The organism is Streptomyces sp. NBC_00557 (assembly GCF_036345995.1).
Classification (GTDB): domain Bacteria; phylum Actinomycetota; class Actinomycetes; order Streptomycetales; family Streptomycetaceae; genus Streptomyces.
In genome coordinates this window covers 1364371-1387580 of record NZ_CP107796.1, presented here as the reverse complement: position 1 = coordinate 1387580, position 23210 = coordinate 1364371, and the positions used below count along the sequence as shown (strand labels likewise).

Genomic DNA, 23210 nt, shown 5'->3' with positions numbered 1-23210 from the left:
CGGCTAACCCCTCTGCGGGACGACCTGGAAGTACACCGCGGTCATCACGAAGTTGGTCACGAACAGCAACATGAAGGTGATCACCACGGACTGGTTGACGGCGTCGCCCACGCCCTTCGGGCCGCCCTGCGCCGTCAGCCCCTTGTACGAGGCGACGATCGCCGCGATGGCCCCGAACACCAGCGCCTTGATCTCCGCCGCCCACAGGTCGGACAGTTGGGCGAGGGTGGTGAAGGACGCCAGGTAGGCGCCGGGCGTGCCGTGCTGGAGGACGACGTTGAAGAAGTAGCCGCCCGCGACGCCGACCACCGACACCAGGCCGTTGAGCAGCACCGCCACGACCATCGACGCCAGCACGCGCGGCACCACGAGCCGGTGGATCGGGTCGATGCCGAGCACCTGCATCGCGTCGATCTCGTCCCGGATCTTGCGCGCCCCGAGGTCGGCGCAGATCGCCGTGCCGCCCGCGCCGGCGATCAGCAGCGCGGTGACGATCGGCGAGGCCTCGCGCAGCACCGCGAGCACCGACGCGGCACCGGAGAAGGACTGCGCGCCCAGCTGCCGGGTCAGGCTGCCGATCTGCAGCGCGATGACCGCCCCGAACGGGATCGAGACCAGCGCCGTCGGCAGGATCGTGACGCTCGCGACGAACCACGCCTGCTGGATGAACTCCCGTGCCTGGAAGGGCCGTCGCGGAAGGGTACGGACGACGTCCAGCGCCATCGCGAAGAGGTTGCCGGAGTGCCGGAGCGCACCCGTGGGGGAGAGCCTCACGAGCCCGTCACCCCCGTCCCGTGCAGCTGGGCCTCGCGTCTGGCGATCGCCTCCCAGCGGGGCGGACGGGCGATGCCGGGGCCGGGCAGCAGGCGGGGAGTGAGCCCCTCGGGCCGCGGGCCCTCGTCGATCTGGGCCAGCTCCTGCTCGACCTGGGCCGCGTCCTTCTCCTCCGCCATGCCGATGGGCCCCTGCATCCGGCCGTTCAGGAACTGCCGTACGACCGGCTCGTCACTGGTCAGCAGCTCCTCGCGGGGCCCGAACATCACCAGCTCCCGCCGGAACAGCAGCCCGATGTTGTCCGGGACCTGGCGGGCCGAGGCGATGTCGTGGGTGACGATCAGGAAGGTCGCGTCGATCTGCGCGTTGAGGTCGACGATCAGCTGGTTCAGGTAGGCCACCCGGACCGGGTCCAGGCCCGAGTCCGGCTCGTCGAACAGGATGATCTCCGGGTCGAGGACCAGGGCGCGGGCGAGCCCGGCGCGCTTGCGCATACCGCCGGAGATCTCGCCGGGCAGCTTCTCCTCGGCGCCGATCAGCCCGACCATGTCCATCTTCTCGAGGACGATCCGCCTGATCTCGGTCTCGGACTTGCGGGTGTGCTCGCGCAGCGGGAAGGCGATGTTGTCGTACAGGTTCATCGAGCCGAACAGAGCGCCGTCCTGGAACAGCACGCCGAACAGCTTCCGCACCTCGTACAGGTCGTGCTCCCGGAGCCTGGTGATGTCCCGGCCCTGGATCGTGATGGAGCCGCGCTCCGGCTTCAGCAGTCCCACGAGCGTCTTGAGGAACACCGACTTGCCCGTCCCCGAGGGGCCGAGCATCACCGAGACCTCACCGGCGGGCAGTGTCAGGGAGACGTCCTGCCAGATGACCTGGTGGCCGAAGGACTTGGTCAGCCCTTCCACACAGATCTCGACACCCATCCGCTCCACCCTTCGCCCGTACTCGCGCCGTGAGCAGCTCCGACATCTGCTCTACGGGGAGGGGCGGGGCGTCCGTCGCGGGGAACGGAGATTTTTTTCGGACGCGTTCGGACGCGCTTACCGGGGTGTTACGGCAGCTTCGGTGACGGCGTGCTGGTGGGTGTCCTCGGGGTGGGGACGCCGGCGGGGGCGGACAGCGGTGCGGACGGTACGGCGGGAGCGGCCGGGATCGGCGCGAGCGACGGCGCCGACGGGGCGGCCGGCCTCGCCGGCAGGTCCGGTACGGCGGTCGGCAGGCCCGGCACCGCCGGCACGTCGGGCACCCGCGGGACCTGCGGCGCCGGCAGGTCCGGGAGCGAGGACGCGTCCGGCAGGGACGGCACGGACACCGGCAGGGACGTTTCCGGGGAGGGTGAGGGCTTCCGGGCCCCGGGCCCGGCCGCCGGAGCCGGAGGAGTCCGCGTCCCGAGGGCGGGCCCTGGCCCCGTGGCCTCGCCGCTCACGATCCGCGCGTCACCGGACACCGCCGGCCGCGGCGCCGGAGCCTTGCCGTGTCCGCCCGCGTCGAGCGCGTACGGCAGCAGGAACCCCGCCACCGCCAGGGTCGCCGCCGTCGAGGCGACCGCGACCGCCTGGGCCTTGCCGCCGCCGCGCAGCCGGCCGCGCCCGACGAGGAACAGCGCCAGTGCGAGCGTCCCGGCCAGCGAGGCGCGCAGCGTCCGCCGGGCGCGGGCGAGCAGCGACTCGACGGTCCGGTAGCTGAGCCCCATCCGCATCGCGACCTGGCCGACGTCCAGGTCCTGGGACTTCAGCCGGAGCGCCTCCGCCTGCCGGGCGGGCAGTTCACCGCTGCGCACGGCGAGCCACTTCGCCTCGGCCCGGTCGCACACCACCTCCTCGACCGGTACCGGGCCCGGCGAGACGAGCGTGGGGCGGCTGCCCACCTCGGCCTCGCGGTTGACCTGCCGGTACCGGTCGACGCACAGCCGCATCGTCACCGTCGTCAGCCAGGCGCCGAGCCGCTCGTCGTCGAGGTCCGGGCGTTCCGCGGCCCGCAGCATCGCCTCGTGCACGGCGTCCTCGGCGTCCTCCTGGCTCATGGAGCGCCGCCGGGCCACTTTGAGCAACTGCTCGCGATGGCTCCACATACGCTGCCAACGCTCGTCGGCGGCCGCTGTGTCCGCAGGCATGTCCGTCGCCATGAGGGCCCCTTCGCACTCACCCGCCGGTCCTGTGCTTCCCGGCGGGTGGCGACATTACCGCCGGGTAGGCGCGGTTGTGGAGGGGGAGGCGCCCATCGTGTTCTAGCCGTTGCCGATGGTCAGCGGCCCGGTGCCGGGCAGCACGCCGCCGCCGGGCAGCGTGAGGGTAGGCTCGGGCACGGGCACCGGCGGCGTCGGGGACGCCTTCGGAACGCTCGCCGTACGGGACGGCCCGGGTGACGGCGAGGCGGGCGGCGCCGAGGGCGTGCGCGAAGGACCGGGGGTCGGCTTCCGGTCGTCCGACGGCTTCGACGGCGAGGGCTTCGGCCGCTTCGGGCGGGCCGGCGCCGGACGGTCCGACCGGGACCCGCCGGACGCGTCCGGCACCACGCGGTGCCCGGTCAGGTAGTACGCGTACCAGGCCTTGACGGTGTCGAGGTAGGCGTCGGAGTGGTTGTAGCCCAGGATCGCCCGGTCCAGGTCGGCGGGGTCGGACAGGTCCCGGCCGCCCGCGCACAGGTAGCGGCCGGCGGCGAGCGCCGCGTCGTAGACGTTGTCCGGGTCCGCCCGTCCGTCGCCGTTGCCGTCCGCGCCCCAGCGGGCCCAGGTGGACGGGATGAACTGCATCGGGCCGACCGCGCGGTCGTACACCGCGTCGCCGTCGTACGCGCCGCCGTCGGTGTCCGCCACGGCGGCGAAGGCGCCGCCGGTCAGCCGGGGGCCGAGGATGGGCGTCACGGTCGTACCGTCCGGGGTCACCCGGCCGCCCCATGCCTGCCCGGACTCCACCTGCCCGATCGCGGCCAGCAACTGCCAGCGCAGCCGGCAGCCGGGCGCGCTGCGCGCCAGCTCCTCCTCCGCACGCCGGTAGGCGGCGAACACGGTCGCGGGCAGGGCCCCGCCGCCCGTCGCCTCCCGTGCCGGGCCCTTCCCCCGCGTCCGCAGCGGGGGAAGACCGGTGCGGTACGGGGTGTCGCCGGACACGCTGGGGCCGTGCTCGGCGGGCGCCGCCTTCCGCGCGAGCGCCGCGGCCCCGGCCGACACCGCCGCCGGCGCCTGCGAAGCGGTCAGCACCGCCATCGCCGCCGCCGCGACCGCCGTACCCCTGGCACCCCTCAGTGCCCCCTTCAGTGCACGCCCTGTCACTGTGCAGTCCCCTCCGTGGATGAGTCCGTCGACTGCTCTACGCGGCCGGAGGGCGGGTCCGTCGCACGAATCGGGGCGGACCGGGCGGACGCCTTCGTAACGGCGAGACTTCCGGTGCCGGCTACACCGAGGACTCACCCGCGTTCGCGGCCCAGGAGCTCGGCGTGCCAGTCGCTGACGACCGTGTCGTGGGTCGTGTCGGCGCAGTCCAGCAGGCGCCAGGCGGTCGGGGACCAGGCGAACACGGCGTCCTGGCCGAACCGCCGGCCCAGGGCCCTGGCCTGGGCGTCGTTCATGCCGAGGACGGCCGCGCTGATTTCGGCGCGGGTACCGGCCGCGTCACCCCCGACGGCCGGCCACCACTGCAGGCCCCGCAGACCGAGGATCCGCAGCAGTTCGTGCTGCGCCCGGAGGTTGGCCCGCACCGTGGCGTTGCGTCCACGGGGATTGAAGGCGGTGACGATGTGGAGCGTGTGCGCGCTGTCGAGCGGGTACGCAAGCCCCGGCCCCTCGCCTGAACGATGCGGTGTCACGCGAACGTTGTGCGAGCAGAAGGCGATGTCCACTACCGCACGCAGGTAGTTCGCCCACTGCGCGGGCTCGGCGGATCGAGAAAGGGCAGGCACGGGAGTCTCCTTCGGCAAGGGACCCCCTTACCTGACGGCAGGGAGATCTAAGAGCCCGCAGATCATGCCACACGCCTCGCGTGCTGTGAAGGGAACGCCGATGCCGCAGCCCGGGCAGGCGGTGTGGGGGCTGCCTGCCCGGGCGGGAGGGTGGGCGTGGGGTCAGTCGTCCTTACCCGTGAGGGCCGCCAGTTCGCGGTCGACCGCGCGCTGGTGCTCCAGTGCCTCGTCGCGGGCCTTGCGCGGGCTCCAGCGGCCGGCCATGACGAAGATGAACGGCAGGAAGACGATCTGCCCGGCGACGCAGATCAGCCACCAGGTGCGCCACTGTTCGGGGCCCTGGGCGGCGGCGCTCTTCACCTTCGCGCCGTAGCGCTGCAGCAGCGCCAGCTGCGGCTGGGCCTTGCGCACGGTCGCCAGGCCGTCCGCCCCGACCTCGCGTGCCGCCTGGGCCGCCAGGGCCGGCGGGACCTCGTTCGGGGGATACGCCTGGAGTCTGGCGAAGAGCCGCGGGTGCGCGTCGATGATGGCGAGAGCGGGCGCTGCCTGGACGCTCGCGGCCTTCACCTGGGCGCCGTGCTCGACCAGCGGCGTGGCCGACGTCACCACGACCGGGACGAACGCCGTGGAGATCGCGACCACCGCCCGGATGATCCATCCCCACACGGCCAGACCGGTCGCCGTGGCGGCCGGGTTCCGCTTCTCCACGGTCTCGGTGAAGCTCGCCATCCAGGGGGCGTAGGCGACCCCGGTGAGCACACCGATGGCGACGAACAGCGCGGCGAAGGTGTAGTAACCGGTGCGCGGCTCCGTGGCGTGCAGCGCGAACAGCGTCGTGACCGCGATCGATCCGAGGGCTCCGGCGAGCATGAACGGCTTGCGCACCTTCAGCTTGTCGGAGAGCAGACCCGCCACCACCAGTGCCACCGCGTTGGCCGCCCAGTACCAGTTGGCCAGCCCGTTGGTGCGCTGCTCGCTGTAGCCGAAGGTCGCGGCGAAATAGACGACGAAGTTTCCCACGGCGCCGAAGTAGAGCAGGAGGAAGAGGCTGACGGCCGTGGCCGAGCCGACGATGTCCAGCCGGAGCATCTGCCGCCAGTGGCCCGCGGCCGCCGTCTCCGGATGCGTGCCCTTGGCCCGCGCTTCGACGAGCGCACGGTCGCGGAGGCTGACCATGATCTGGTCGCGCAGCCGGGGCGACAGCTCCCGCAGCCCGACGAGCGCCGGCACGAAGACGGCGAGCCCGGCCCAGCCGGAGTAGCGCAGTTCGTCCTGCCAACTGGCGAAGGACAGGGTGCTGCTGGTGACGACGGTGACGACGAGGCTGCCGATGACCGGGCCCATGGTCCAGTAGCCCATCGCGGTGGCCCGGCCGAGCTGGGGGGAGAAGTCCCGGATCAGTGCCGGCGTGGCCACCAGCACGATGCCTTCGATGAAGCTGAGGGCGGCGAAGAGCACCAGGTAGGTGCCCTTGTTCGGCGCGTTCGGCAGGCCGAGGAGGCTGAGCAGGGCGGCGATGAGAAGGCCGTAGACCACCATGTTGGCCCGGCCCCAGCGGTCGGCGAGGCCCGCCACGAGCGAGGCGAAGGCGCCGACCGCGTTGCCGATGACGCTGACCCACACGAAGTAGCTGTAGGTCATGTGGAAGTGGGTGATGATCGATGTGGCGACCGCGTACTGCACGTAGAGGGCGTAGTAGAGGACCACGGTGGTCAGCACCACGATCCCCAGGTATGCCAGCCGGTGTGCGGTGACGGGGTAGTGGTGCAACTCGCGGCGCCACAGGCGGGCGACGCGGCGGGGGGATTCCGGCGTGCCGGTATCGGCCGGTCTGACATTCGTGTCGTCGGGCGAAGCGGGCATGGCGGTCATGCGGCGGCTCCTGGGTTCGGGCCCCATGGGCCCGGTGCGGTGGGTGCGGACAGTCCACGCCTTGCGGTGGGGCGGGTACGAGCACTGTTCGGCGAGGTGGGCCGAACCCCGGGGTCTGTGTCCGGACGGGGAATGTGCGCAGAGGCTAGTACCGACTAGTCGGTACGGCCTAGGGGTGTGCGCGGGGATACCGAAACGTGACCTGGCGCCCGGGAAGCCGCGGGGGCCCGGTCGCACCGGGAAGCGGCCGGGTCGCGCGGCCGGGAGGGCGCCCGCCTCCGTGCGGCCGACGGCGGGCGCCCGGCGGATACCCCCGTTCGAGGCGGCCGACGGCACGCTCGAAGCAGGCGCGGAGGCGGTCTTGCACCAGGTGGTGCAAGCTTCGAAGAACAGGGCGGCACCTCGTCGGCGGGCGGCGGTGCGAGGCTCGCGGAACCGCGGCCTGCCCTGGGCGGGATGACCTGCGAAGGGTGGTCATGAGTGTGAGGGATCCGGACGCCGGGCGCGCGGCAGCTGCGGATCAGGGCGTTGCGACGGCAGGCGACGCCGCCGGCGGCGACGCCCCCTTGGCGGGGTGCGCGGCGCTGGTGACGGGCGCGTCCAGCGGCATCGGTGCGGCCACGGCCCTGTCGCTCGCCCTGCAGGGCGCCGCCGTGGCGGTGGTCGCCCGCCGTGCCGGGCGGCTGGAGGACCTGGCCGCGGTGATCCGCGACCGGGGCGGCTCGTGCCGGGTGCTCACAGCCGACCTCCGGGACGCGGCGCAGGCACGCCGGGCCGTCGAGGACGCCGTGGAGTGCTTGGACCGGTTGGACGTGCTGGTGAACAACGCCGGTTACGTGGCCATGGGCACGATCGAGGAGGGCGACCCGGCCGAGTGGGAACGGATGGTCGGTCTCAACCTCACCGCCGTCCTGCACCTGTCGCAGGCGGCCCTGCCGCACCTGCTCCGCGCGGCGGCGGACGGCCCGCGCGGGGTCGCCGATCTCGTGAACGTCAGCTCGGTCGGCGGCCGGGTGGTGCGCAGGAACAACGGTGTCTACTCGGCGACCAAGCACGCGGTGGGGGCGTTCAGCGAGGCCCTGCGCCAGGAGGTGACCGGAAGAGGCATCCGGGTGGGGCTGATCGAGCCGGGCCTGACGGCGACGGAGATGGCGGCCGGCCCCGGAGCCGCTGCCGCCCGGGGCGTGCCGCCGAGCGACTGGCTGACCGCCGAGGACATCGCCCGCGCCATCACCTTCGTGGTCACTCAGCCCCGGCATGTCGCGGTCAACGAGATCATGGTCCGCCCCACAGCCCAGGAACACTGACCGTCGACCCCCCGGGGACGCTCCATGACCGGCCTGATCGTCGTCCTGCTGCTCGTCATCCTGGCCACGGCGGTGGCGGCCGGAGCCCGGCGCTGGAGCCTGCCCGCCCCGTCACTTCTCGTGATCGCCGGTGTGGTCGTGGGACTGATGCCGTGGGTCCCCGAGGTGCGGCTGGCGCCTCATGTGATCAGCGTGCTGGTGCTGCCACCCCTGCTGTACGCCTCGGCCGGGGAGATCTCCGTCCGTGACCTGCGCACCGTGTGGAGGCCCGTGAGCGTTCTGGTCTTCGGCCTGGTCCTCGCCTCCGCCGTCGGCGTCGCGTACGTGGCCGCCGCGATCACTCCGCTCGCCTCCGCGGCCGCGCTCATCCTCGGCGCCGTCCTGGCCAGCACCGACCCGGTGGCCGTCACCGCGCTCGGCCGGCGTCTGGCGCTGCCGCCGCGCGTGCAGGCCCTGGTGCAGGCGGAAAGCCTGTTCAACGACGCCACCTCGCTGGTCCTGTACAAGGTCGCCGTGGCGACCGCGGTGACCGGCAGCGCCATCAGCGTGCCCGGGACCGCCCTGCAGTTCCTGCTGCTCGCAGGCGGGGGAGCCCTCATGGGTGCGGCGGTCGCCACCGTGGTGACCCTGGTCCGCAGACGGACCGACGACCTGATGCTGGAGACCGTCATCGCACTGGTCACCCCCTACGCCTCCTACGTCATCGCGGAGCAGTCGCACACCTCGGGCGTGACCGCCGTCATCGTGTCCGGGGTCGTCCTCGGCAGCACCGGCCACAAGCTCAGCGACGCCTCCGTCCGCCTCCAGGTCCACACCGTCTACGACACCGTGAGCTTCCTGCTGGAGAGCGTCGTCTTCGCCCTGATCGGCCTCGAGCTGCCCTCGGCCGTCCGCCATCTCGCGCCCGATGAGCACGGCTGGCCGCTGTGGGTGCCGGTGATCGCCTTCACCCTGCTGGCGATCCGGCTGCTGTGGATCTTCCCGCTGTCCGCCCTGATCCATCACCGGCACAGCCTGGGCGACAACCGCCTGTCCTGGCGCGTTCCGGCCGTCCTGTCCTGGGCGGGCACCCGGGGTGTCATGCCGCTGGCCGCCGCGCTGTCCATCCCGCTGGTCACGCACACGGGCGCGCCGCTGCCGCACCGGGCCCTCATTCTCACGCTGACCACCGGGACCGTCGCGCTCACACTCGTCTTCCAGGGGTTCACCCTTGCTCCTGTCGTCCGCCGCTCCGGCATCGCCCTGGAACCGGAGCACACCGCCCGCGAGGAGGCGCGGACCCGCCGGCGCATCGCCGCTGCCGCTCTCGAAGAGCTCAAGCAGGTCGGCGATCCGGAGGAGCTCGCCGAGCTGGGCGCCGCCGCGCAGGCCGCGTTGAAACAGGCCCGGCGCCATCTGGAAGCGCGCATCCACCAAGTGGAAGACGCCCACTACAGCGACCCGGACGCGCGTCCTGCCGACGCCTACCGCGAGATCCGCCGGACCCTCATCGCGATCGAGGCGGCCGAGCTGCAGCACCTCTACGAAGCGAACAAGATCAGCAACGCCACCCGGCGCCGTATCCAGCACGAACTCGACCTCGAAGAGGCCAGCCTCCGCCCCCGCGACTGACCGACGACCGGTCCAGGGGGAGACGGCCGCCGGCCGCCGCGGGGCCGGATGGCGGACACGCCCGGGCGTGAGCGCCGCGGAGCGGGGAACCTGCCGCTGAGGCGACTTCAGCGGACTGCATGAGGCAGGAGCGGAGACGGGCGATGGCCACCACGACGGGCGAGGCGCGGGCCTGCCCGCAGCCGCGGAGCATCCGGCTGCCGGGCATCGTGCTCGGCGTGGGGCTGGGCGGCTTCGTCGATGGCATCCTGCTGCACCAGCTGCTCCAGTGGCACCACATGCTCACCAGCACCAACCATGATCGCATCGGGGTGAAGTACCACGACCCCCACACGGTGTCCGGGCTGGAGATGAACACCGTGTGGGACGGCGTCTTCCACACCGTGTGCTGGATCGCCGTACTCACCGGCCTGGCGATCCTGTACTCCCGGGTCACGCACCACCGGCGCGCGGTGTGGACCTCGCGCGTGCTGTGGGGCTGGATCCTGGCCGGCTGGGGCCTGTTCAATCTGGCCGAGGGCGTCCTCGACCACCAGATCCTGGGCATCCACCACGTCCACGGCGGCCCGTACCAGGCATGGTGGGACGCCGGATTCCTCGTGCTGGGCGGGCTGCTGGTGATCGGCGGCCTCCTGCTGCAGCGCAGCGGCCGGCCCTTCGGCCCGGCCCACCCCGCCGGCCGGCACGAGACCCGGCGCTCCTGATGGACCACCATCACCTGCCCGGGCAGCCCGCGGGACACGGCCTCGTGGAGTGCCTGCCGCCCGCGCTCGTCCTGACGGCCGCCGCCGGCGCCTACCTGCTGCTCGCCCGCCGGGCGCGCCGCCGCAATCCGGCCCTGGGCTGGAGCCGGTGGCGGACCGCCGGATTCCTGAGCGGGACCGTCCTGCTCGCCGTCGCACTGCTGCCGCCGGTGGCCCCGTTCGCCCACGAGGACTTCCGCGGACACATGGCCCAGCACATGGTCATCGGCATGTACGCGCTCCTCGCGTTCGTCCTCGCGGCCCCCGTCACCCTCCTGCTGCGCACGCTGCCCGCACCCCGGGCGCGGCAGCTGACCGCGGTGCTGCACAGCCCGCCCGCCCGCGTCATCACCCACCCGGCGGTGGCGCTCGCGCTGTCCACGGGCAGCCTCGCGGTGCTCTACTTCACCCCTGTCTACGGCGCGACCACGGGCGACCCGGCGGCGCACCGGCTGCTGCACACGCACTTCCTGCTCTCCCGATGCCTGTTCGCCCACGTCATCGCCGGACCCGACCCCGCGCCCTCCCGCCCCGGCGTGCCCGACCGGCTGGTCTGCCTCGGTGTCGCCATCGCGGCGCACGCGGTGATCGCCCAGCTGATGTACGGCGGCTTCTGGGTGGACATCCACGTACCCGTCGACCAGGTGCAGGCAGGCGCGGAGATCATGTACTACGGCGGTGACATCGCCGAACTCCTGCTGGCCGCCGCCCTGGTCGCCACCTGGCGCCCCGGCCCCCGCCGTACGGCACGCCGGGCGGCCGCCGCTCCCCGGCGGGCATCGTCCGCCGTCTGACACCGCAGGCGCCGTCCACGGCGCCCTCCCCGCGCCGGGCCGGGGAACGGCATCAGCCACACAGCATCCTGCTCGCCCGGCGGACTGCGCTTCATGGAAGGAGCGTCCACCGCCGGAGCGCGCGGCGGACGGGAGCGCGGCCGATCTCCGGTTTCAATAGGCTTGCAGGGCATCAGCAGGTCGGCGTGGCCCGGGGAACGCCGGGTCACCGCACCGGCCGCCGCCGCGCCGGTCACCGGCCGGGGCAGGGACCTGCGGCACAACATCGGTGACCGTACAAGGTGGTGTCGAGCGGTGCAGAAGCGGACGAGCGAGCCCGGCGCGAGCCACGACGATCCGTTCGCCCCGCACCTCGCCGCCCTGGCGGTGCTCGACGACGGGGGAGCCGTGGTCGGCTGGAGCCGGCGGGCCGAGGAGCTGCTGGGCCATCCGGGTACGGCCGTGATCGGCCGTCCGGCCTGCGAGGTGCTCGTGGATCCGCAGGACCTGCCGGGTGTCCGGGAGGCCGCGGCGGACTGCAGGAGAGCCGGCGGCTGGTCCGGGATGCTCACGGTGCGGCACCGAAACGGACGGCTCGTGGAGCTGGGACTCCGGGCCCAGGCGCTGACCCGCGACGACCGGGTCCGTGAGTGGCTTCTCGCCGGGGCCCCCGCGGCCGACGTCCTGGAGTGGCAGAGGGACAGCGCCGTACTCGACGGACTGTACCGCCGCTGCCCGATCGGCCTGGTCGTCCACGGCCCCGACCTGAGGATTCTCCGCGTCAACCGGGCCATCGAACGCTTCACCGGCGTCCCGGCGGCGGAGTTCAGGGGTCTGCCCACCGGGCACATGCTCCTGCCCGACGACGCGCGCAGGGCCGTGGACCGGGTACGCCACGTCATCGACACCGGCAAACCGCTGATCTACTCCGAGCAGTTCGCCCGCCTGGAGCGGGATCCGGCCCGGGAGCGGGTCGCCATGGTGTCGTCGTTCCGCATGGAGGACCCCTCCGGCCGCATCCTGGGCGTGGCCGAGATGATCGAGGACATCACCGAACGCCACCGGGCCCAGCGTCGGCTCGCACTCCTCGACCAGGCCGGCAGCCGTATCGGAACCACCCTCGACGTGGCCGAGACCGCGCGGGAACTGGCCGAGGTGATGGTGCCTCATCTCGCCGACCACGCGTCGGTGGACCTGCTGCAGCCGGTGACGCGGGGTGAGGAACCGGCGCGGGCCCTGGCCGGGCCCGTGGTACGCGTGGGGACCTGCGGTGTCGGCGCCCAGCAGGCCGGCCCGCCCCACCCCCAGGGCGAGCCCGTCGAGTTCGGGTCCGGCACGCCGCAGGCCACGTGCCTGGCCGAGGGGCGGCCCGTGCTGGAACCGGTGCTCCCGCCCGACTGGTTCTCCAGCGAGGGCCACGAGGGGGCCCACGCTCCGGACCTGGGCGTCCATTCGCTGATCGTGGTCCCTCTGGCCGCACGTGGCCTGGTGCTGGGCGTGATGACCCTGTGGCGTTCGCGGCGCCCCGACCCCTTCGAGCCGGACGATCTCACCCTCGCCCAGGAACTCGCCTCGCGCGCCGCCGTCGCCATCGACAACGCCCGGCGCTTCACCCAGCAGCAGCAGGCCGCGTTCACCCTGCAGAGCAGCCTGCTGCCCCGGGCGGTTCCGGACCAGTCGGCCGTCGAGGTGGCCCTGCGGTACCTGCCGGCCAGCGCGGCGCCGGGCCTGGGCGGCGACTGGTTCGACGTCATCCCGCTGTCCGGGGCCCGGGTCGCCCTCGTCGTCGGCGACGTGGTGGGACGCGGCATCCACGCCGCCGCCACCATGGGCCGGCTGCGCACTGCCGTCCACACGCTGGCCAGCCTCGACCTGGAGCCGGACGAGGTCCTGTCCCGGCTGGACGACCTGGTCGGCCTGCTGGCGGCCGAGCAGGAAGCGGTGGGCGAACGGCCCGTGGGCGAGCAGGTCGTCGGCGCCACCTGCCTGTACGCCGTGTACGACCCGGTCTCCCGGCTGTGCTCCATGGCCCGCGCCGGCCACCCGCCGCCGGTGGTGACCGCTCCCGGCGGACAGGCCGCCCCGCTGGACCTGCCCGCCGGCCCGCCGCTCGGCCTGGGCGGGCTGCCGTTCGAGGCGCAGGAGACCGAACTCGCCGAGGGGAGCCTGCTGTGCCTGTACACCAACGGACTCGTCGGCGAACGCCACATCGACGCCGACATCGGCCTGACCAGGCTGTGCGCAGCACTCGGCCGTCCTGCGGAGGCCCTCGAACGGACCTGCCAGGCGGTGGTCGACTCGCTCGTGCCCTCGCGCCCCACCGACGACGTCGCCCTGCTGATCGCGCGCACCCGCATGCTGCCCCCGGACGACGTCGCCTCCTGGAGGCTGCCGCCGGAGCCGGCCAGCGCCGCCCTGGCCCGGGAACTGACCTCGGCCAAGCTGACCGAATGGGGCCTGGAGCACCTGGCGTTCACCACCGAGCTGATCGCCAGCGAACTGGTCACCAACGTCTACCGGTACGCCGGCGGCCCCGCGACCCTGCGGCTGATCCGTGAACGGTCCCTGGTGTGCGAGGTCAGCGACACCAGCCACACCTCACCCCACCTGCGCCGCGCCCGCAGCACCGACGAGGGCGGGCGCGGCCTGTTCCTGGTGGCCCAGCTGTCCGAACGCTGGGGCACCCGCTACTCGCGCGAGGGCAAGACGGTGTGGACCGAGCAGCCGCTGACCGGCGCGTTCACCTGACGGGACCGGTCCGGCGAACTCCACGTACGCCTCGTCCAGGAGCACGATCACGTGCCGGGGGACCCGGCGCAGGAACGCCGCCAGGGCGTCGGCGGCGATCAGGCTTCCGGTGGGGTTGTGCGGATTGCACACCACCACGACCCGGGTGCGGTGGTCGACCGCCGCCAGCAGGGCGTCCGGATCCTGGTGTCCGTCCGGTGACAGGGGCACGGGGACGGGCCGGGCGCCCGTCATCCCGGCCAGCAGCGGGTACGCGTCGAAGGTCCGCCAGGCGTGCACCATCGTGTCGCCCGGCTCGACGACCGCCTGCAGCAGCTGCAGGGCCACCCCCACCGATCCGCTGCCGACCGCGACGCTGTCGGGGGCCACCCGGCACCAGGCGGCGATCCGCTCGGTGAGGCCGTCGGGATGGAACTGCGGGTACCGGTGCGCCCGGGCCACGGCCCGCCGCATCGCCCTGCGCACCGAGGGCAACGGCGGGTACGGGCTCTCGTTCAGGGCCAGCCGGTGCAGTACGGGAACGCCCATGGGCCGTCATCCCCGCCCGCCGTGCCAGCGGACGGCGGCCGCCCCGGCGAAGTCGCCCGCGTGGGCGAACCCTCCCAGCACCACCAGGTCGCCGTCCTTCACCCGGCCCGAGCGGACCGCGTGGTCCAGGGTGACCGGGATCGCCGCTCCGAAGAGGTTCCCGCACCGGTCGAAGGTGTTCGGGTGCCGTTCGGCGGGCAGTTGCAGCGCCTCCCGCCAGTTCCGCAGGAAGGTGCGGTTGGGCTGGTTGGTGATGAGGACGTCGATGCCGGCGGGCGGCACGCCGAGCCGCCGGCACAGGTCCGTGACCACCTCGGGGACCAGGCGGTTGCCGCGTGCCAGGACCTTGGCCACGCTCGCGTCGGTGAACCCGATGCGCAGCTGGGACTCGCCCGGCTCCCAGTACTTGCGGCCGTCGTCGACCGCCACCGTCATGTCCCCGGCGTACGCGCCGATGTGCCGGGTCTCCACGTCGAGCACCGGGGCGCCGGCCGACGTCGTCACGTATCCCACGCCGCAGCCGTCGCCCGGGATGGCGGCCTGGGCCAGCTTGCGCACCTCGGACTGGGTGAACCACTGGCCCGCGGCGCTCTGCGCGTTGCAGATCAGCGCGCGCTTCGCGGAGGTGGTGGTGAGGATCTGCCGGGCCAGCTTCAGCATGTACACGAAGGACGCACAGCCGGCGTTGGCCACGTCGACGAGCCACTCGGGGTTCAGGCCCAGCCGGCGCGCCACCTCGGTCCCGGCGCCCACGAACGGCAGGTCCGGCAGCTGGCTGTGCACCAGCAGCACGTCCACCGCTTGGATCTCCGCCCTGCCGTGCCGGTCGATCAGCGGCTGTACGGCGCGTTCGACCATGTCGGCGTTGGTCTCGTCCGGTGCCACGTGGTGCCGTGACGGCGGGACCTTGAACATGGGGTGGTCGCGGAGCTTGTCCTCCGCTCCGGGGTGGTCGGTGTAGAACGCGGCGGGGACCGGATCGCCGGGGAGGTAGCTCGCGACGTCCGTGAGACTGACCCCGGTCACCGCTCCACCGCCCGCGCCGGGGCCACGCCGACGGGCAGGCCGCGCCGGTGACGGTGTTCCAGGATGGCCTTGAGGTTGTTCATCTCCACGGTGTGCCCGGCGTAGAACAGGTCCCAGTAGTCGCCCACCCAGGGCCGGTCCGGGCGGGGCGCCTTCTCGGGGTGCGGGTTGGCGTCGTAGTAGGGGTGCCGGCAGTTGGTCCAGGTGATCACCGATCCCGGCTTGCCGAGCACCAGGCGGGCCGGCACGACGCGCATCAGGTAGATCATCCACAGTGTGTCGCCCTGGTCCCAGGCGCAGTGGTAGTCCACGGTCATGGCCTCGGGTTGGGCGGCCACCCTGCAGTAGATCCTGGTGTCGTCCTCCAGCCGGTCGCGGCCGACCCACAGCCCCGGCGTGCCGGACGGCGCGAAGTCCCGCAGGCTGCAGGTCCACTCCTCCAGGTGATGACCCTGGCGCAGGTAGTCGTAGGCCTGCTCGGGCGGGCAGTCGACGTACTCGTGGATGGTGCAGTACCGCCCGTACACCTGATGGTGGGGGTAGACGGCGTGGGTGAGTTCCATGCAGTGGGCGGTCAGCTCCTCCCTGCCCGTGTTCTCGATCCGCATCAGGCCGGGGATGTCAGCCAACGTGGACGACTCGTCGCTCATCGGGGTTCTCCTTGCTGTCGGGGTGTCCGGTACGGCCGGCGGCTTCGGCGAAGGGCCGGAAGGGGAGGAACGGGGGTATCTCCCGCGGGTCGCAGTCCAGCGCGACGAACGCCGGGCCGCCGCCCGCGTTGCCGCGCAGCAGCGCCTCGCGCAGCTGGGCCGCGTCCGCGGCCGCGGTGACGTCGAGGGACGGGAAGGCGGCGGCCACCCCGGCGGCGATGTCGGTCCGGCCGAACAGGTCGTCGCCGCGGACGCCGCCCTGGAGGAACTCCTCCCGCAGCGCGCACATGGCGTGGGCGTTGTTGTTGAAGATCACGAACGTCACGGGTGCGGCGTGCTCCACGGCGGTGTGCACTTCCATCCCGTGCATGAAGAAGGCCCCGTCGCCGGCGAGGACGTAGGTGCGCCGCCCGGTGGCGAGCGCGGCCCCGATGCCGGCGCCGAAGGTGTAGCCCATGCCGCCCATGCCGACCGCCACCACGAAACGGCCGTGGCGCGGTGCCGGGAGGAGATGGACCGCGCTGGCGCCCGCGTTGCCGGCGTCCACGAAGACGTGCGCGTCCTCGGGGAGTGCCGCCGCCACCGCGGCGATCGCCCGGGCGTAGGGGACGGCGCGCCCGCGGACGGCCGGGGAGGCAGGGTCCGGCAGCGGACCGGAGTGCGCGGGGCAGGCGGGGGAGCGGGGCGGGAGCCGGCCGGTCACCGCGCGCAGCGCCTCGCGCAGGTCCCCGGCCAGCACGGTGCCCGGCACGAACGGCGGTTCCGCGCCGAGGGACACGACGTCGGCGGCGTCCAGCGCCCGGTCGAGGCCGGCGCTCGCCAGGAGCGGCAGCCGGGTGCCCGCCAGCAGGCACACATCGGCCCGCCGCAGACAGTCCTCGACGTTGGCATGGCCCATCACTCCGGCCACACCCGCGAAGCGCGGGTCACGGTTGTCGAAGACGTCCTTGGCGTCGGGGGTGACCGCCACCCACGCCCCGAGGCGCCGGGCCAGTCCGGCCAGTTCCGCGCGCGCGTCCGCGGCGGCGACGCCCTCTCCGGCGATCACGAGGACGCGGCCGGCCCCGCGAAGGGCGTCCGCCACGGCGGTGAGCGCCGCGCCGTCGAGTGCCGCCGCCGGTGCCGTCGGCGCCGGCGCCGGGACGCGGCCGGGCCACCGGATCCGGGCCTGCTGGACGTCCTTGGGCAGCAGCAGCACCGCCGGTCCGCGCGGATCGGCCCGGGCCGCCGCCACCGCCCGGGGCAGCAACTCCGGGAGCGCGTCCGCGTCCTCGACCCGGGCGCAGAACCGGGAGACCGGGGCGAAGACCTCGCGGGCGTCGAAGGAGCCCGCCTTGCCGCTGGAGTCCTGGAACGCCCCGCGTCCCTCCTGGCCGGTCGGCGGCTGGCCCACCAGGGCCAGCACGGGCACCCGGGACGCGTACGCCTCCGCCAGGCCCGGTACCAGGTTCATCGCACCGCCGCCCGAGGTGGCGGCGACGACGCCCAGGCGCCGGGTGGTCCGCGCGTAACCGTCGGCCATCGTGACGGCGGAGAACTCGTGCTTGGCCACGACGGGGCGGAGGGTGCCGCCGCGGTGGACGGCGTCGTACAGGTCCTCGATGTTCGCGCCGCCGACGCCGAACAGGTGGGTGACGCCGGCCCTGGCGAGTTCCGCGGCCAGGTGGTCCACCAGGCGTACCGTGCCTGCCGTGGGTAAGAACGGGGTCGTGGTGGTCATACGGGGGTCCTCTCCGTCTCGTGGTGCCGGTCGACGAGGCCGGACGGCGAGATGGTCTGGAAGCGGTGCCGGTACTCCTTCGGGGTGAGCCCCAGGGTCCGTCCGAAGGAGCGGCAGAACGTCTCGGGGGCGCCGAACCCGCAGCGGCCCGCTATCTGACTCATCGGCAGATCGGTGGTCTCCAGCAGCTCACGCGCGCGGGCGATGCGCGTCCGCTCGACGTACTGGCCGGGGGTCGTGCCCACCTCGCGGCGGAAGACCCGGGCGAAGTTGCGCACGCTCATGTTGGCCCGCCGGGCGATCTCGGCCACGGGTAAGGGGTTGTGCAGGTTCTCCAGGATCCACTCCTGCGCGGTCCGGATCGGCGGATGGTCGGCCAGCTGGGCGTCCAGGACGGCGCTGAACTGGGACTGCCCTCCGTGCCGTTTGAGGAAGAGCACCAGGAACCGCGCCGTCTCCAGCGCGAGCGCCGCGCCGTGGTCGGCCTCCACCAGGGCCAGCGCCATGTCGATCCCGGTCGACACACCCGCGGAGGTCACGTAGGGGCCGTCCCAGACGAAGATCGGCTCGGCGTCCACCGTCACGTCCGGGTAGCGGCCGGCCATCGCCTCGCTGTACGCCCAGTGCGTGGTGGCGCGTCTGCCGTCCAGGAGGCCCGCCTCGGCCAGCAGAAAGGATCCGCCGCAGACGGAGGCGACCCTGCGCGACCGGGCCGCCGCCTCGCCGATCCACGACACCAGCGCCCGGTCCCGGAGCGCGTCGCCGAGACTCCACCCGCCCGGCACGAGAAGGGTGTCGATGGGGCCCCGCCCGTCCTGAAGCGGGGAAGCCGCCACGCTCACGCCGGAACTCGTGCGCACCAGGGGCGCGTCGGCCGAGACCAGGTCGATCCGGTACGGGGCGGCCGCCGGCGGAAGGAGCCGGTTGGCGGTGTCGAACACTTCGATCGGTCCGGTGATGTCCAGGGCCATGGCGCCCGCGTACACCACCACAACAACACGTCGCTCTGCCACGGTCACAGCCTGTATCGGCCGCCGTACTGGCTGCAATGACAGATTATTGACGCATCCGGCCATCAGGCGGCCGCCGGGGCCGGGAGGGAGCTGTCGACCAGGCAGTTCGCAGGTGCCGACAGCCCCGCCCGGTGAGGCAGTTCACAGTGACCGGGTCATTCGGCCGCGGCCAGCAGCCGTGCCTCGCTCTCCTCGTACAGCCGCCGGTTCTCCTGGCTGTCGGCGGCGCGGCGCCGGTGGTCCAGACGGCTGCCCAGCCAGCCCGCCAGATAGCCGAACGGGACCGAGACCAGGCCGGTGGACTGCAGGGGGAACCAGTGGAAGTCCGTGTGCGGGAAGACCGCGGCGGGGGTGCCGGAGACGGCCTTGGAGAAGACCATCAGCACCACCGCGCAGGCCGTGCCGCCGTAGAGGCTCGCGAGCAGGCCGGTGCGGGTGAACCCGCGCCAGAACAGCGAGTAGGTCAGCGCCGGGGCCACGGCTGACGCCCCGATGCAGACCGCCAGCGTGGTCAGCACGGCGACGTCCCAGTTCTGCACCAGGACGGAGAGCAGGATGGCGACGCTCCCCACCGCCACGCTCGTCCACGCCGCCACCGTCATCTCCGTACGCGGCGCCGCCCGTTCCCGCCGTACCGCATGGGCGAACAGGTCGTGGGCGAGGGACGAGGCCGCGGCCAGCGTCATGCCCGCCACGGAGGACAGCAGGGTGATGAACACCGTGCCCGCCATGGCCGCGTAGAGAACCGTCGTGCCCACGGAGCCGGCGCCGCCGCCCAGTGCCCGGGACAGCATGAGCACCGACGTCCTGCCGTGCGGGTCGACGGCGGTGATGGAGCGCGATCCGACGAGGGCGGCCGCACCCGTGCCCATGATGATCACCGTCAGGCAGAAGGTGGTGACCGTACCGACCGCCCAGGACATGGAGCGGCGCACGGCGGGCACGTCCCGCGCGGAGTACAGGCGCATCGTGATGTGCGGCAGGCAGGCCGCGCCGAGGATCACGGTGATCTGGAGGCTGGCGAAGTCCAGCCGCTCGGTTGCCGACGTCCCCAGCTGGACGCCCTGCCGGAGGAAGGCCGGGCCCGTTCCGCTGCCGTGCTCGGCGGCCCGCAGCAGCTCGCCGAGGTCCCAGTCGAAGCGGTTCAGGACCAGGGCGGCCACGGTGAGGCTGGTGCCGAGCAGGATCACGATCTTGATCACATGGATGAGCGCGGTGCCCCGCATGCCGCCGATCGCGGCGTAGATGATCATCAGGCTGCCGACCAGGGCGATGCACGCCGTCCTGGCGCCGGTCTCGTGCGGCAGGCCCACGATGAAGGTGAGCAGCGACCCGGCCCCGGAGAGCTGGACGACCAGGAAGGGGAGGGTCGCCGAGAGCGTCACCACGCAGGAGGCGATCCGCACGGCCCGTCCGGGCACGGTGCGGGCCAGCACGTCGCCCATGGTGAAACTGCCGGAGTTGCGCAGCGGTTCGGCCAGCAGGAACATCAGCAGCACCAGCGACAGGGCGGTGCTGACCGCCAGCACGTAACCGTCGTACCCGGCGAGCGCGATGATGCCGGTGGTGCTCAGCACCGTGGCCGCGGAGATGTAGTCGCCCGCGATCGCCAGGCCGTTCTTGAGCGGGGTGAGCGAGAGGTAGCCGGTGTAGAAGTTCGTCAGGTCGTCGCGGTCCGGACCCGCCATCACGCACATCAGCAGGGTCAGCGTCACCAGCGTGCTGAACAGGACCAGGACGATCGCCTGCGTTCCCGAGCCGAAGTCGTTCATCCCGCCACCCCCGCGTCCTGGCCCGGCCGGACCGCTCGCTGCCGGACGGCCAGCGCCAGCGGGTCCACGGAGCGCCGTGCGCTGCGCCCGTACCACAGGACGGCGGCGAAGGTGACGACGAGCTGGAGGATCCCCAGGCCCATGCCCAGGCTGAGCTCTCCGGCGATCCTGGAACCCATCAGGTCCGGCGCGCAGCAGGGCAGGACCACGTACACCGCGAAGGAACCGAGCGCGGTGAGCGTGGAGACCCGGCGGAGCACCTGGTAGGCCGAGCGGAGGGCGGCGAGGTCGGCGCCGTGCGGACGGCTCTCGTGCGCGTGCGGTTGACGCCGGGGGACCGGCCCGTACCGGTCGTCGTCAAAGGCGTCGGGTACCCAGGGGGCGTCCTGCGGGGCGTGGTGTCCGTACGACTGCTGCCGTGCGGATCCGTACGGCCCCTGGGGCGGCCGGCCGTACGGCTCCTGGGGCGGCCGGCCGTACGGCTCCTGCCGCGGAGCCTGCCCGTACGGCTGGGGCCAGGGGGCGTGGCCACGGGGCTCGGTCCGCTGTGTCCATCCCGGCGGTGCTGGCGGCGGGTACCGGTCGTCGGGGTGTGTCATCGCATGGCCTTCCGGTGCGGCTCGGATCCGTGGGAGGTGGCGGTGAAGCGTCGGTGTGGCGGCGCACGATACCGACTGGTTGGGATGGCTGATAACCCCGCCGGAAATCACGTTTTCGGCTCGGTGCGGCATCGGGTCGACGGCGATCCGCCGGAGGGTCCACGGCCTTTGCGCGCCAGTCCCGCGGCCGCCCGGACGACCTGTGGGGAATGTCACGCCGCCAGGCCTACCTACTGGTCGGTATGGTCGCGGGAGCCGCGACAACAGGAGGCGCGATGTCCGTGACCAACCGTCAGATCCGTCTGGCAGCCCGACCCGTGGGCGAAGTGAAACCCGAGGACTGGGAGCACTGTTCGGCACCCCTCGAGGAACCGGGTCCGGGCCGGTTCGCCGGCCGGACACGCGTCATCTCCCTGGACCCGGCCATGCGGGGCTGGCTGGACGACCGCCCCTCCTACCTGCCGCCGGTGGGCATCGGAGAGGTGATGCGCGCCGGATCGGTCATCGAGGTCACCGCCTCCCATCACCCCGGCTTCCAGCCCGGCGACCACGTCGTCGGCACCTTCGGCGTGCAGGAGTACGTGGTCTCCGACGGCCGGGGCGCCCTGAAGATCGACACCTCCCTCGCCCCGCCCTCGACCTACCTGGGAGCGCTGGGCATGCCCGGCATGACCGCCTACTTCGGCCTGCTGGACGTCGGCGCGCTGAAGGAGGGCGAGACCGTCGTGGTGTCCGGTGCGGCCGGCGCGGTCGGCACCATCGCGGGCCAGATCGCGAAGGCCAAGGGCTGCCGCGTCGTCGGCATCGCCGGCGGGCCGGAGAAGTGCGCCATGCTCACCGGGGAACTGGGCTTCGACGCGGCGATCGACTACCGCGCCGACGACGTGAAGAAGGCGCTGCGCGAGCACGCCCCCGACGGCATCGACGTCTACTTCGACAACGTCGGAGGGGACATCCTCGACATCGCCCTGACCCGGCTGGCGATGCACGCGCGCGTCGTGGTCTGCGGCGCGATCAGCCAGTACAACAACGCCACGCCGGTCAAGGGCCCCTCCAACTACCTGTCGCTGCTGGTGCGCCGCGCCCGCATGGAGGGTTTCGTCGTCTTCGACTACGCCAAGCGCTACGCGGAGGCCGCACGGGAGATCGCCGCCTGGATCGGCGACGGCCGCATCAAGGTCAAGGAACACGTGGTGCGCGGCACCGTGGACGACTTCCCCGACACCCTGCAGATGCTCTTCCGCGGCGAGAACGTCGGCAAGCTCGTGCTGGAGCTGGCATGACCGCCGCCGGCGGCGGGGCCGCCGTCCCGCGGGGAGAGCAAGAAGACGGCGGGGTCCTCCGGGGCAAGGTGGCGATCGTCACCGGCGCCGCGAGCGGACTGGGCCGGGCCTCGGCGCTGGCACTGGCGAGGGCGGGCGCGCGCGTGGTCGTCGCCGACCTCGACGCGCAGGGCGGCCGGGAGGTGGCCGACCTGGTCGACGGCCACTTCCACGCCTGCGACGTCTCCGACCTCGACGCCAACCGAGCCCTGGTGGAGTTCACCCAGGAGCGGTACGGCGGTGTCGACATCGCCCTGCTCAACGCGGGCGTGGCGACCGGATGCGGAGTCGGAGAGGACTTCGACCCCGCGCGCTACCGCCGGGCGATGGGCGCCAACCTCGACGGCGTGGTCTTCGGCACCCACGCGGTGCTGCCCGCGCTGCGGGCCCGCGGCGGAGGATCCATCGTGGCGACCGCGTCGCTCGCCGGCCTGGCCGCGGTGCCGTTCGACCCGCTGTACGCGGCCAACAAGCACGCGGTCGTGGGACTCGCGCGCTCCCTGGGGCCGGCTCTCGCCCCGGACAATGTGCGCTTCAACGCGGTCTGCCCCGGGTTCGCCGAGTCGCGCATCATCGACCACCTGCGCGGCATGCTCTCCGAGCAGGGTCTGCCGGTCATCCCGGCCGAGGCCGTCGCGGACACCGTGCTGCGGATCATCACCGGCGACGGCACGGGGGAGTGCTGGTTCGTCCAGGCCGGCCGCGAGCCGGAGCCGTTCCGCTTCCGCAACGTGCCCGGCCCGGCCAGGCCGGTCGGCGTCTGAGCGGGCGGGACCGCCGGTCCGTCGGCACGTACGCGGAGGCCGATGGGCCGACGGACCGGAACCCGTCGCGCGGTGGCCCCGGCTGCTC

Annotated in this window: 19 protein-coding genes and 1 pseudogene; 7 read left to right on the top strand and 13 right to left on the bottom strand. The window is 73.1% G+C overall.

Translation table 11 applies throughout. The features are described from left to right. Positions 1–3 precede the first annotated feature (3 nt). The 6 genes from OG956_RS05520 to OG956_RS05495 all read right to left on the bottom strand — a co-directional run bounded on the left by OG956_RS05520 (position 4) and on the right by OG956_RS05495 (position 6546). The gene (locus OG956_RS05520) at positions 4–774 is read right to left on the bottom strand and encodes an MlaE family ABC transporter permease (RefSeq protein ID WP_093478077.1); all 771 of its coding nucleotides are present in this window, start codon (positions 772–774) and stop codon (positions 4–6) included. Further along, a complete protein-coding gene (locus OG956_RS05515) occupies positions 771–1700 on the bottom strand; it encodes an ABC transporter ATP-binding protein (protein WP_330336807.1) in 930 nt (309 codons plus the stop codon). Before OG956_RS05515 ends, OG956_RS05520 begins: the two co-directional genes overlap by 4 nt. Before the next feature lie 128 nt (positions 1701–1828). Further along, positions 1829–2902, bottom strand: coding sequence for a sigma-70 family RNA polymerase sigma factor (locus OG956_RS05510; RefSeq protein ID WP_330336806.1), 1074 nt, complete (start codon positions 2900–2902; stop codon positions 1829–1831). Positions 2903–3004: 102 nt separating this feature from the next. Continuing rightward, positions 3005–3982 carry a lytic transglycosylase domain-containing protein gene (locus OG956_RS05505; RefSeq protein WP_330342744.1) on the bottom strand — a complete coding sequence of 326 codons (978 nt, stop codon included), beginning with the start codon at positions 3980–3982 and terminating at the stop codon, positions 3005–3007. 200 nt (positions 3983–4182) lie between these two features. Next, positions 4183–4674, bottom strand: coding sequence for a DUF3293 domain-containing protein (locus tag OG956_RS05500; protein WP_330336805.1), 492 nt, complete (start codon positions 4672–4674; stop codon positions 4183–4185). Positions 4675–4836: 162 nt separating this feature from the next. Further along, positions 4837–6546: an MFS transporter gene (locus OG956_RS05495; protein ID WP_330336804.1), complete on the bottom strand. Its 1710-nt coding sequence runs from the start codon at positions 6544–6546 to the stop codon at positions 4837–4839. A 476-nt stretch (positions 6547–7022) separates the two neighbouring features. Here OG956_RS05495 and OG956_RS05490 point away from each other — a divergent pair, with 476 nt between their 5' ends. From OG956_RS05490 to OG956_RS05470, 5 genes are all read left to right on the top strand, one after another. Continuing rightward, on the top strand, positions 7023–7853 hold the full coding sequence (locus OG956_RS05490; RefSeq protein ID WP_330336803.1) for an SDR family NAD(P)-dependent oxidoreductase: 831 nt from the start codon (positions 7023–7025) through the stop codon (positions 7851–7853). 24 nt (positions 7854–7877) lie between these two features. Continuing rightward, entirely contained in the window at positions 7878–9464 is a 1587-nt protein-coding gene (locus tag OG956_RS05485) for a Na+/H+ antiporter (protein WP_330336802.1), read from the top strand. A gap of 143 nt (positions 9465–9607) precedes the next feature. Then, positions 9608–10168, top strand: coding sequence for a DUF2243 domain-containing protein (locus OG956_RS05480; protein ID WP_330336801.1), 561 nt, complete (start codon positions 9608–9610; stop codon positions 10166–10168). Beyond that, positions 10168–11001, top strand: a complete 834-nt coding sequence (locus OG956_RS05475; RefSeq protein WP_330336800.1) for a cytochrome c oxidase assembly protein — start codon at positions 10168–10170, stop codon at positions 10999–11001. Before OG956_RS05480 ends, OG956_RS05475 begins: the two co-directional genes overlap by 1 nt. Positions 11002–11295: 294 nt before the next feature. Beyond that, on the top strand, positions 11296–13728 hold the full coding sequence (locus OG956_RS05470; RefSeq protein WP_330336799.1) for a SpoIIE family protein phosphatase: 2433 nt from the start codon (positions 11296–11298) through the stop codon (positions 13726–13728). Between the two features lie 21 nt (positions 13729–13749). On the opposite strand, the pseudogene OG956_RS05465 reads toward OG956_RS05470, so the two are convergent. The 7 genes and pseudogenes from OG956_RS05465 to OG956_RS05435 all read right to left on the bottom strand — a co-directional run. After that, positions 13750–14256, bottom strand: a pseudogene (locus OG956_RS05465) (aminotransferase class I/II-fold pyridoxal phosphate-dependent enzyme); the annotation flags it as partial. Positions 14257–14262: 6 nt separating this feature from the next. Next, positions 14263–15282, bottom strand: a complete 1020-nt coding sequence (locus OG956_RS05460) for a 3-oxoacyl-ACP synthase III family protein (protein WP_330336798.1) — start codon at positions 15280–15282, stop codon at positions 14263–14265. Then, positions 15279–15932: an SRPBCC family protein gene (locus tag OG956_RS05455; protein WP_330336797.1), complete on the bottom strand. Its 654-nt coding sequence runs from the start codon at positions 15930–15932 to the stop codon at positions 15279–15281. The genes OG956_RS05460 and OG956_RS05455 overlap by 4 nt, the downstream gene beginning before the upstream one ends. Further along, positions 15904–17652 (bottom strand): thiamine pyrophosphate-binding protein, encoded by a 1749-nt coding sequence (locus tag OG956_RS05450; RefSeq protein WP_330336796.1) that lies wholly within the window; start codon positions 17650–17652, stop codon positions 15904–15906. Before OG956_RS05450 ends, OG956_RS05455 begins: the two co-directional genes overlap by 29 nt. Then, the gene (locus OG956_RS05445; protein WP_330336795.1) at positions 17649–18665 is read right to left on the bottom strand and encodes a GlxA family transcriptional regulator; all 1017 of its coding nucleotides are present in this window, start codon (positions 18663–18665) and stop codon (positions 17649–17651) included. The genes OG956_RS05450 and OG956_RS05445 overlap by 4 nt, the downstream gene beginning before the upstream one ends. Positions 18666–18820: 155 nt before the next feature. Beyond that, the gene (locus tag OG956_RS05440; RefSeq protein WP_330336794.1) at positions 18821–20437 is read right to left on the bottom strand and encodes a sodium/solute symporter; all 1617 of its coding nucleotides are present in this window, start codon (positions 20435–20437) and stop codon (positions 18821–18823) included. Beyond that, positions 20434–21036: a DUF485 domain-containing protein gene (locus OG956_RS05435; protein ID WP_330336793.1), complete on the bottom strand. Its 603-nt coding sequence runs from the start codon at positions 21034–21036 to the stop codon at positions 20434–20436. Before OG956_RS05435 ends, OG956_RS05440 begins: the two co-directional genes overlap by 4 nt. Positions 21037–21311: 275 nt before the next feature. Here OG956_RS05435 and OG956_RS05430 point away from each other — a divergent pair, with 275 nt between their 5' ends. Beyond that, entirely contained in the window at positions 21312–22319 is a 1008-nt protein-coding gene (locus OG956_RS05430) for an NADP-dependent oxidoreductase (RefSeq protein WP_330336792.1), read from the top strand. Further along, the gene (locus OG956_RS05425; RefSeq protein WP_330336791.1) at positions 22316–23122 is read left to right on the top strand and encodes an SDR family oxidoreductase; all 807 of its coding nucleotides are present in this window, start codon (positions 22316–22318) and stop codon (positions 23120–23122) included. The genes OG956_RS05430 and OG956_RS05425 overlap by 4 nt, the downstream gene beginning before the upstream one ends. Positions 23123–23210 lie beyond the last annotated feature (88 nt).

Excerpts from the sequence above, each read along its gene's own strand:
- OG956_RS05515 (WP_330336807.1), bottom strand. The coding sequence starts at position 1,700 with ATGGGTGTCGAGATCTGTGTGGAAGGGCTGACCAAGTCCTTCGGCCAC.
- OG956_RS05510 (WP_330336806.1), bottom strand. The coding sequence starts at position 2,902 with ATGGCGACGGACATGCCTGCGGACACAGCGGCCGCCGACGAGCGTTGG.
- OG956_RS05505 (WP_330342744.1), bottom strand. The coding sequence starts at position 3,982 with ATGGCGGTGCTGACCGCTTCGCAGGCGCCGGCGGCGGTGTCGGCCGGG.
- OG956_RS05495 (WP_330336804.1), bottom strand. The coding sequence starts at position 6,546 with ATGACCGCCATGCCCGCTTCGCCCGACGACACGAATGTCAGACCGGCC.
- OG956_RS05490 (WP_330336803.1), top strand. The coding sequence starts at position 7,023 with ATGAGTGTGAGGGATCCGGACGCCGGGCGCGCGGCAGCTGCGGATCAG.
- OG956_RS05485 (WP_330336802.1), top strand. The coding sequence starts at position 7,878 with ATGACCGGCCTGATCGTCGTCCTGCTGCTCGTCATCCTGGCCACGGCG.
- OG956_RS05480 (WP_330336801.1), top strand. The coding sequence starts at position 9,608 with ATGGCCACCACGACGGGCGAGGCGCGGGCCTGCCCGCAGCCGCGGAGC.
- OG956_RS05475 (WP_330336800.1), top strand. The coding sequence starts at position 10,168 with ATGGACCACCATCACCTGCCCGGGCAGCCCGCGGGACACGGCCTCGTG.
- OG956_RS05455 (WP_330336797.1), bottom strand. The coding sequence starts at position 15,932 with ATGAGCGACGAGTCGTCCACGTTGGCTGACATCCCCGGCCTGATGCGG.
- OG956_RS05450 (WP_330336796.1), bottom strand. The coding sequence starts at position 17,652 with ATGACCACCACGACCCCGTTCTTACCCACGGCAGGCACGGTACGCCTG.
- OG956_RS05440 (WP_330336794.1), bottom strand. The coding sequence starts at position 20,437 with ATGAACGACTTCGGCTCGGGAACGCAGGCGATCGTCCTGGTCCTGTTC.
- OG956_RS05435 (WP_330336793.1), bottom strand. The coding sequence starts at position 21,036 with ATGACACACCCCGACGACCGGTACCCGCCGCCAGCACCGCCGGGATGG.
- OG956_RS05430 (WP_330336792.1), top strand. The coding sequence starts at position 21,312 with ATGTCCGTGACCAACCGTCAGATCCGTCTGGCAGCCCGACCCGTGGGC.
- OG956_RS05425 (WP_330336791.1), top strand. The coding sequence starts at position 22,316 with ATGACCGCCGCCGGCGGCGGGGCCGCCGTCCCGCGGGGAGAGCAAGAA.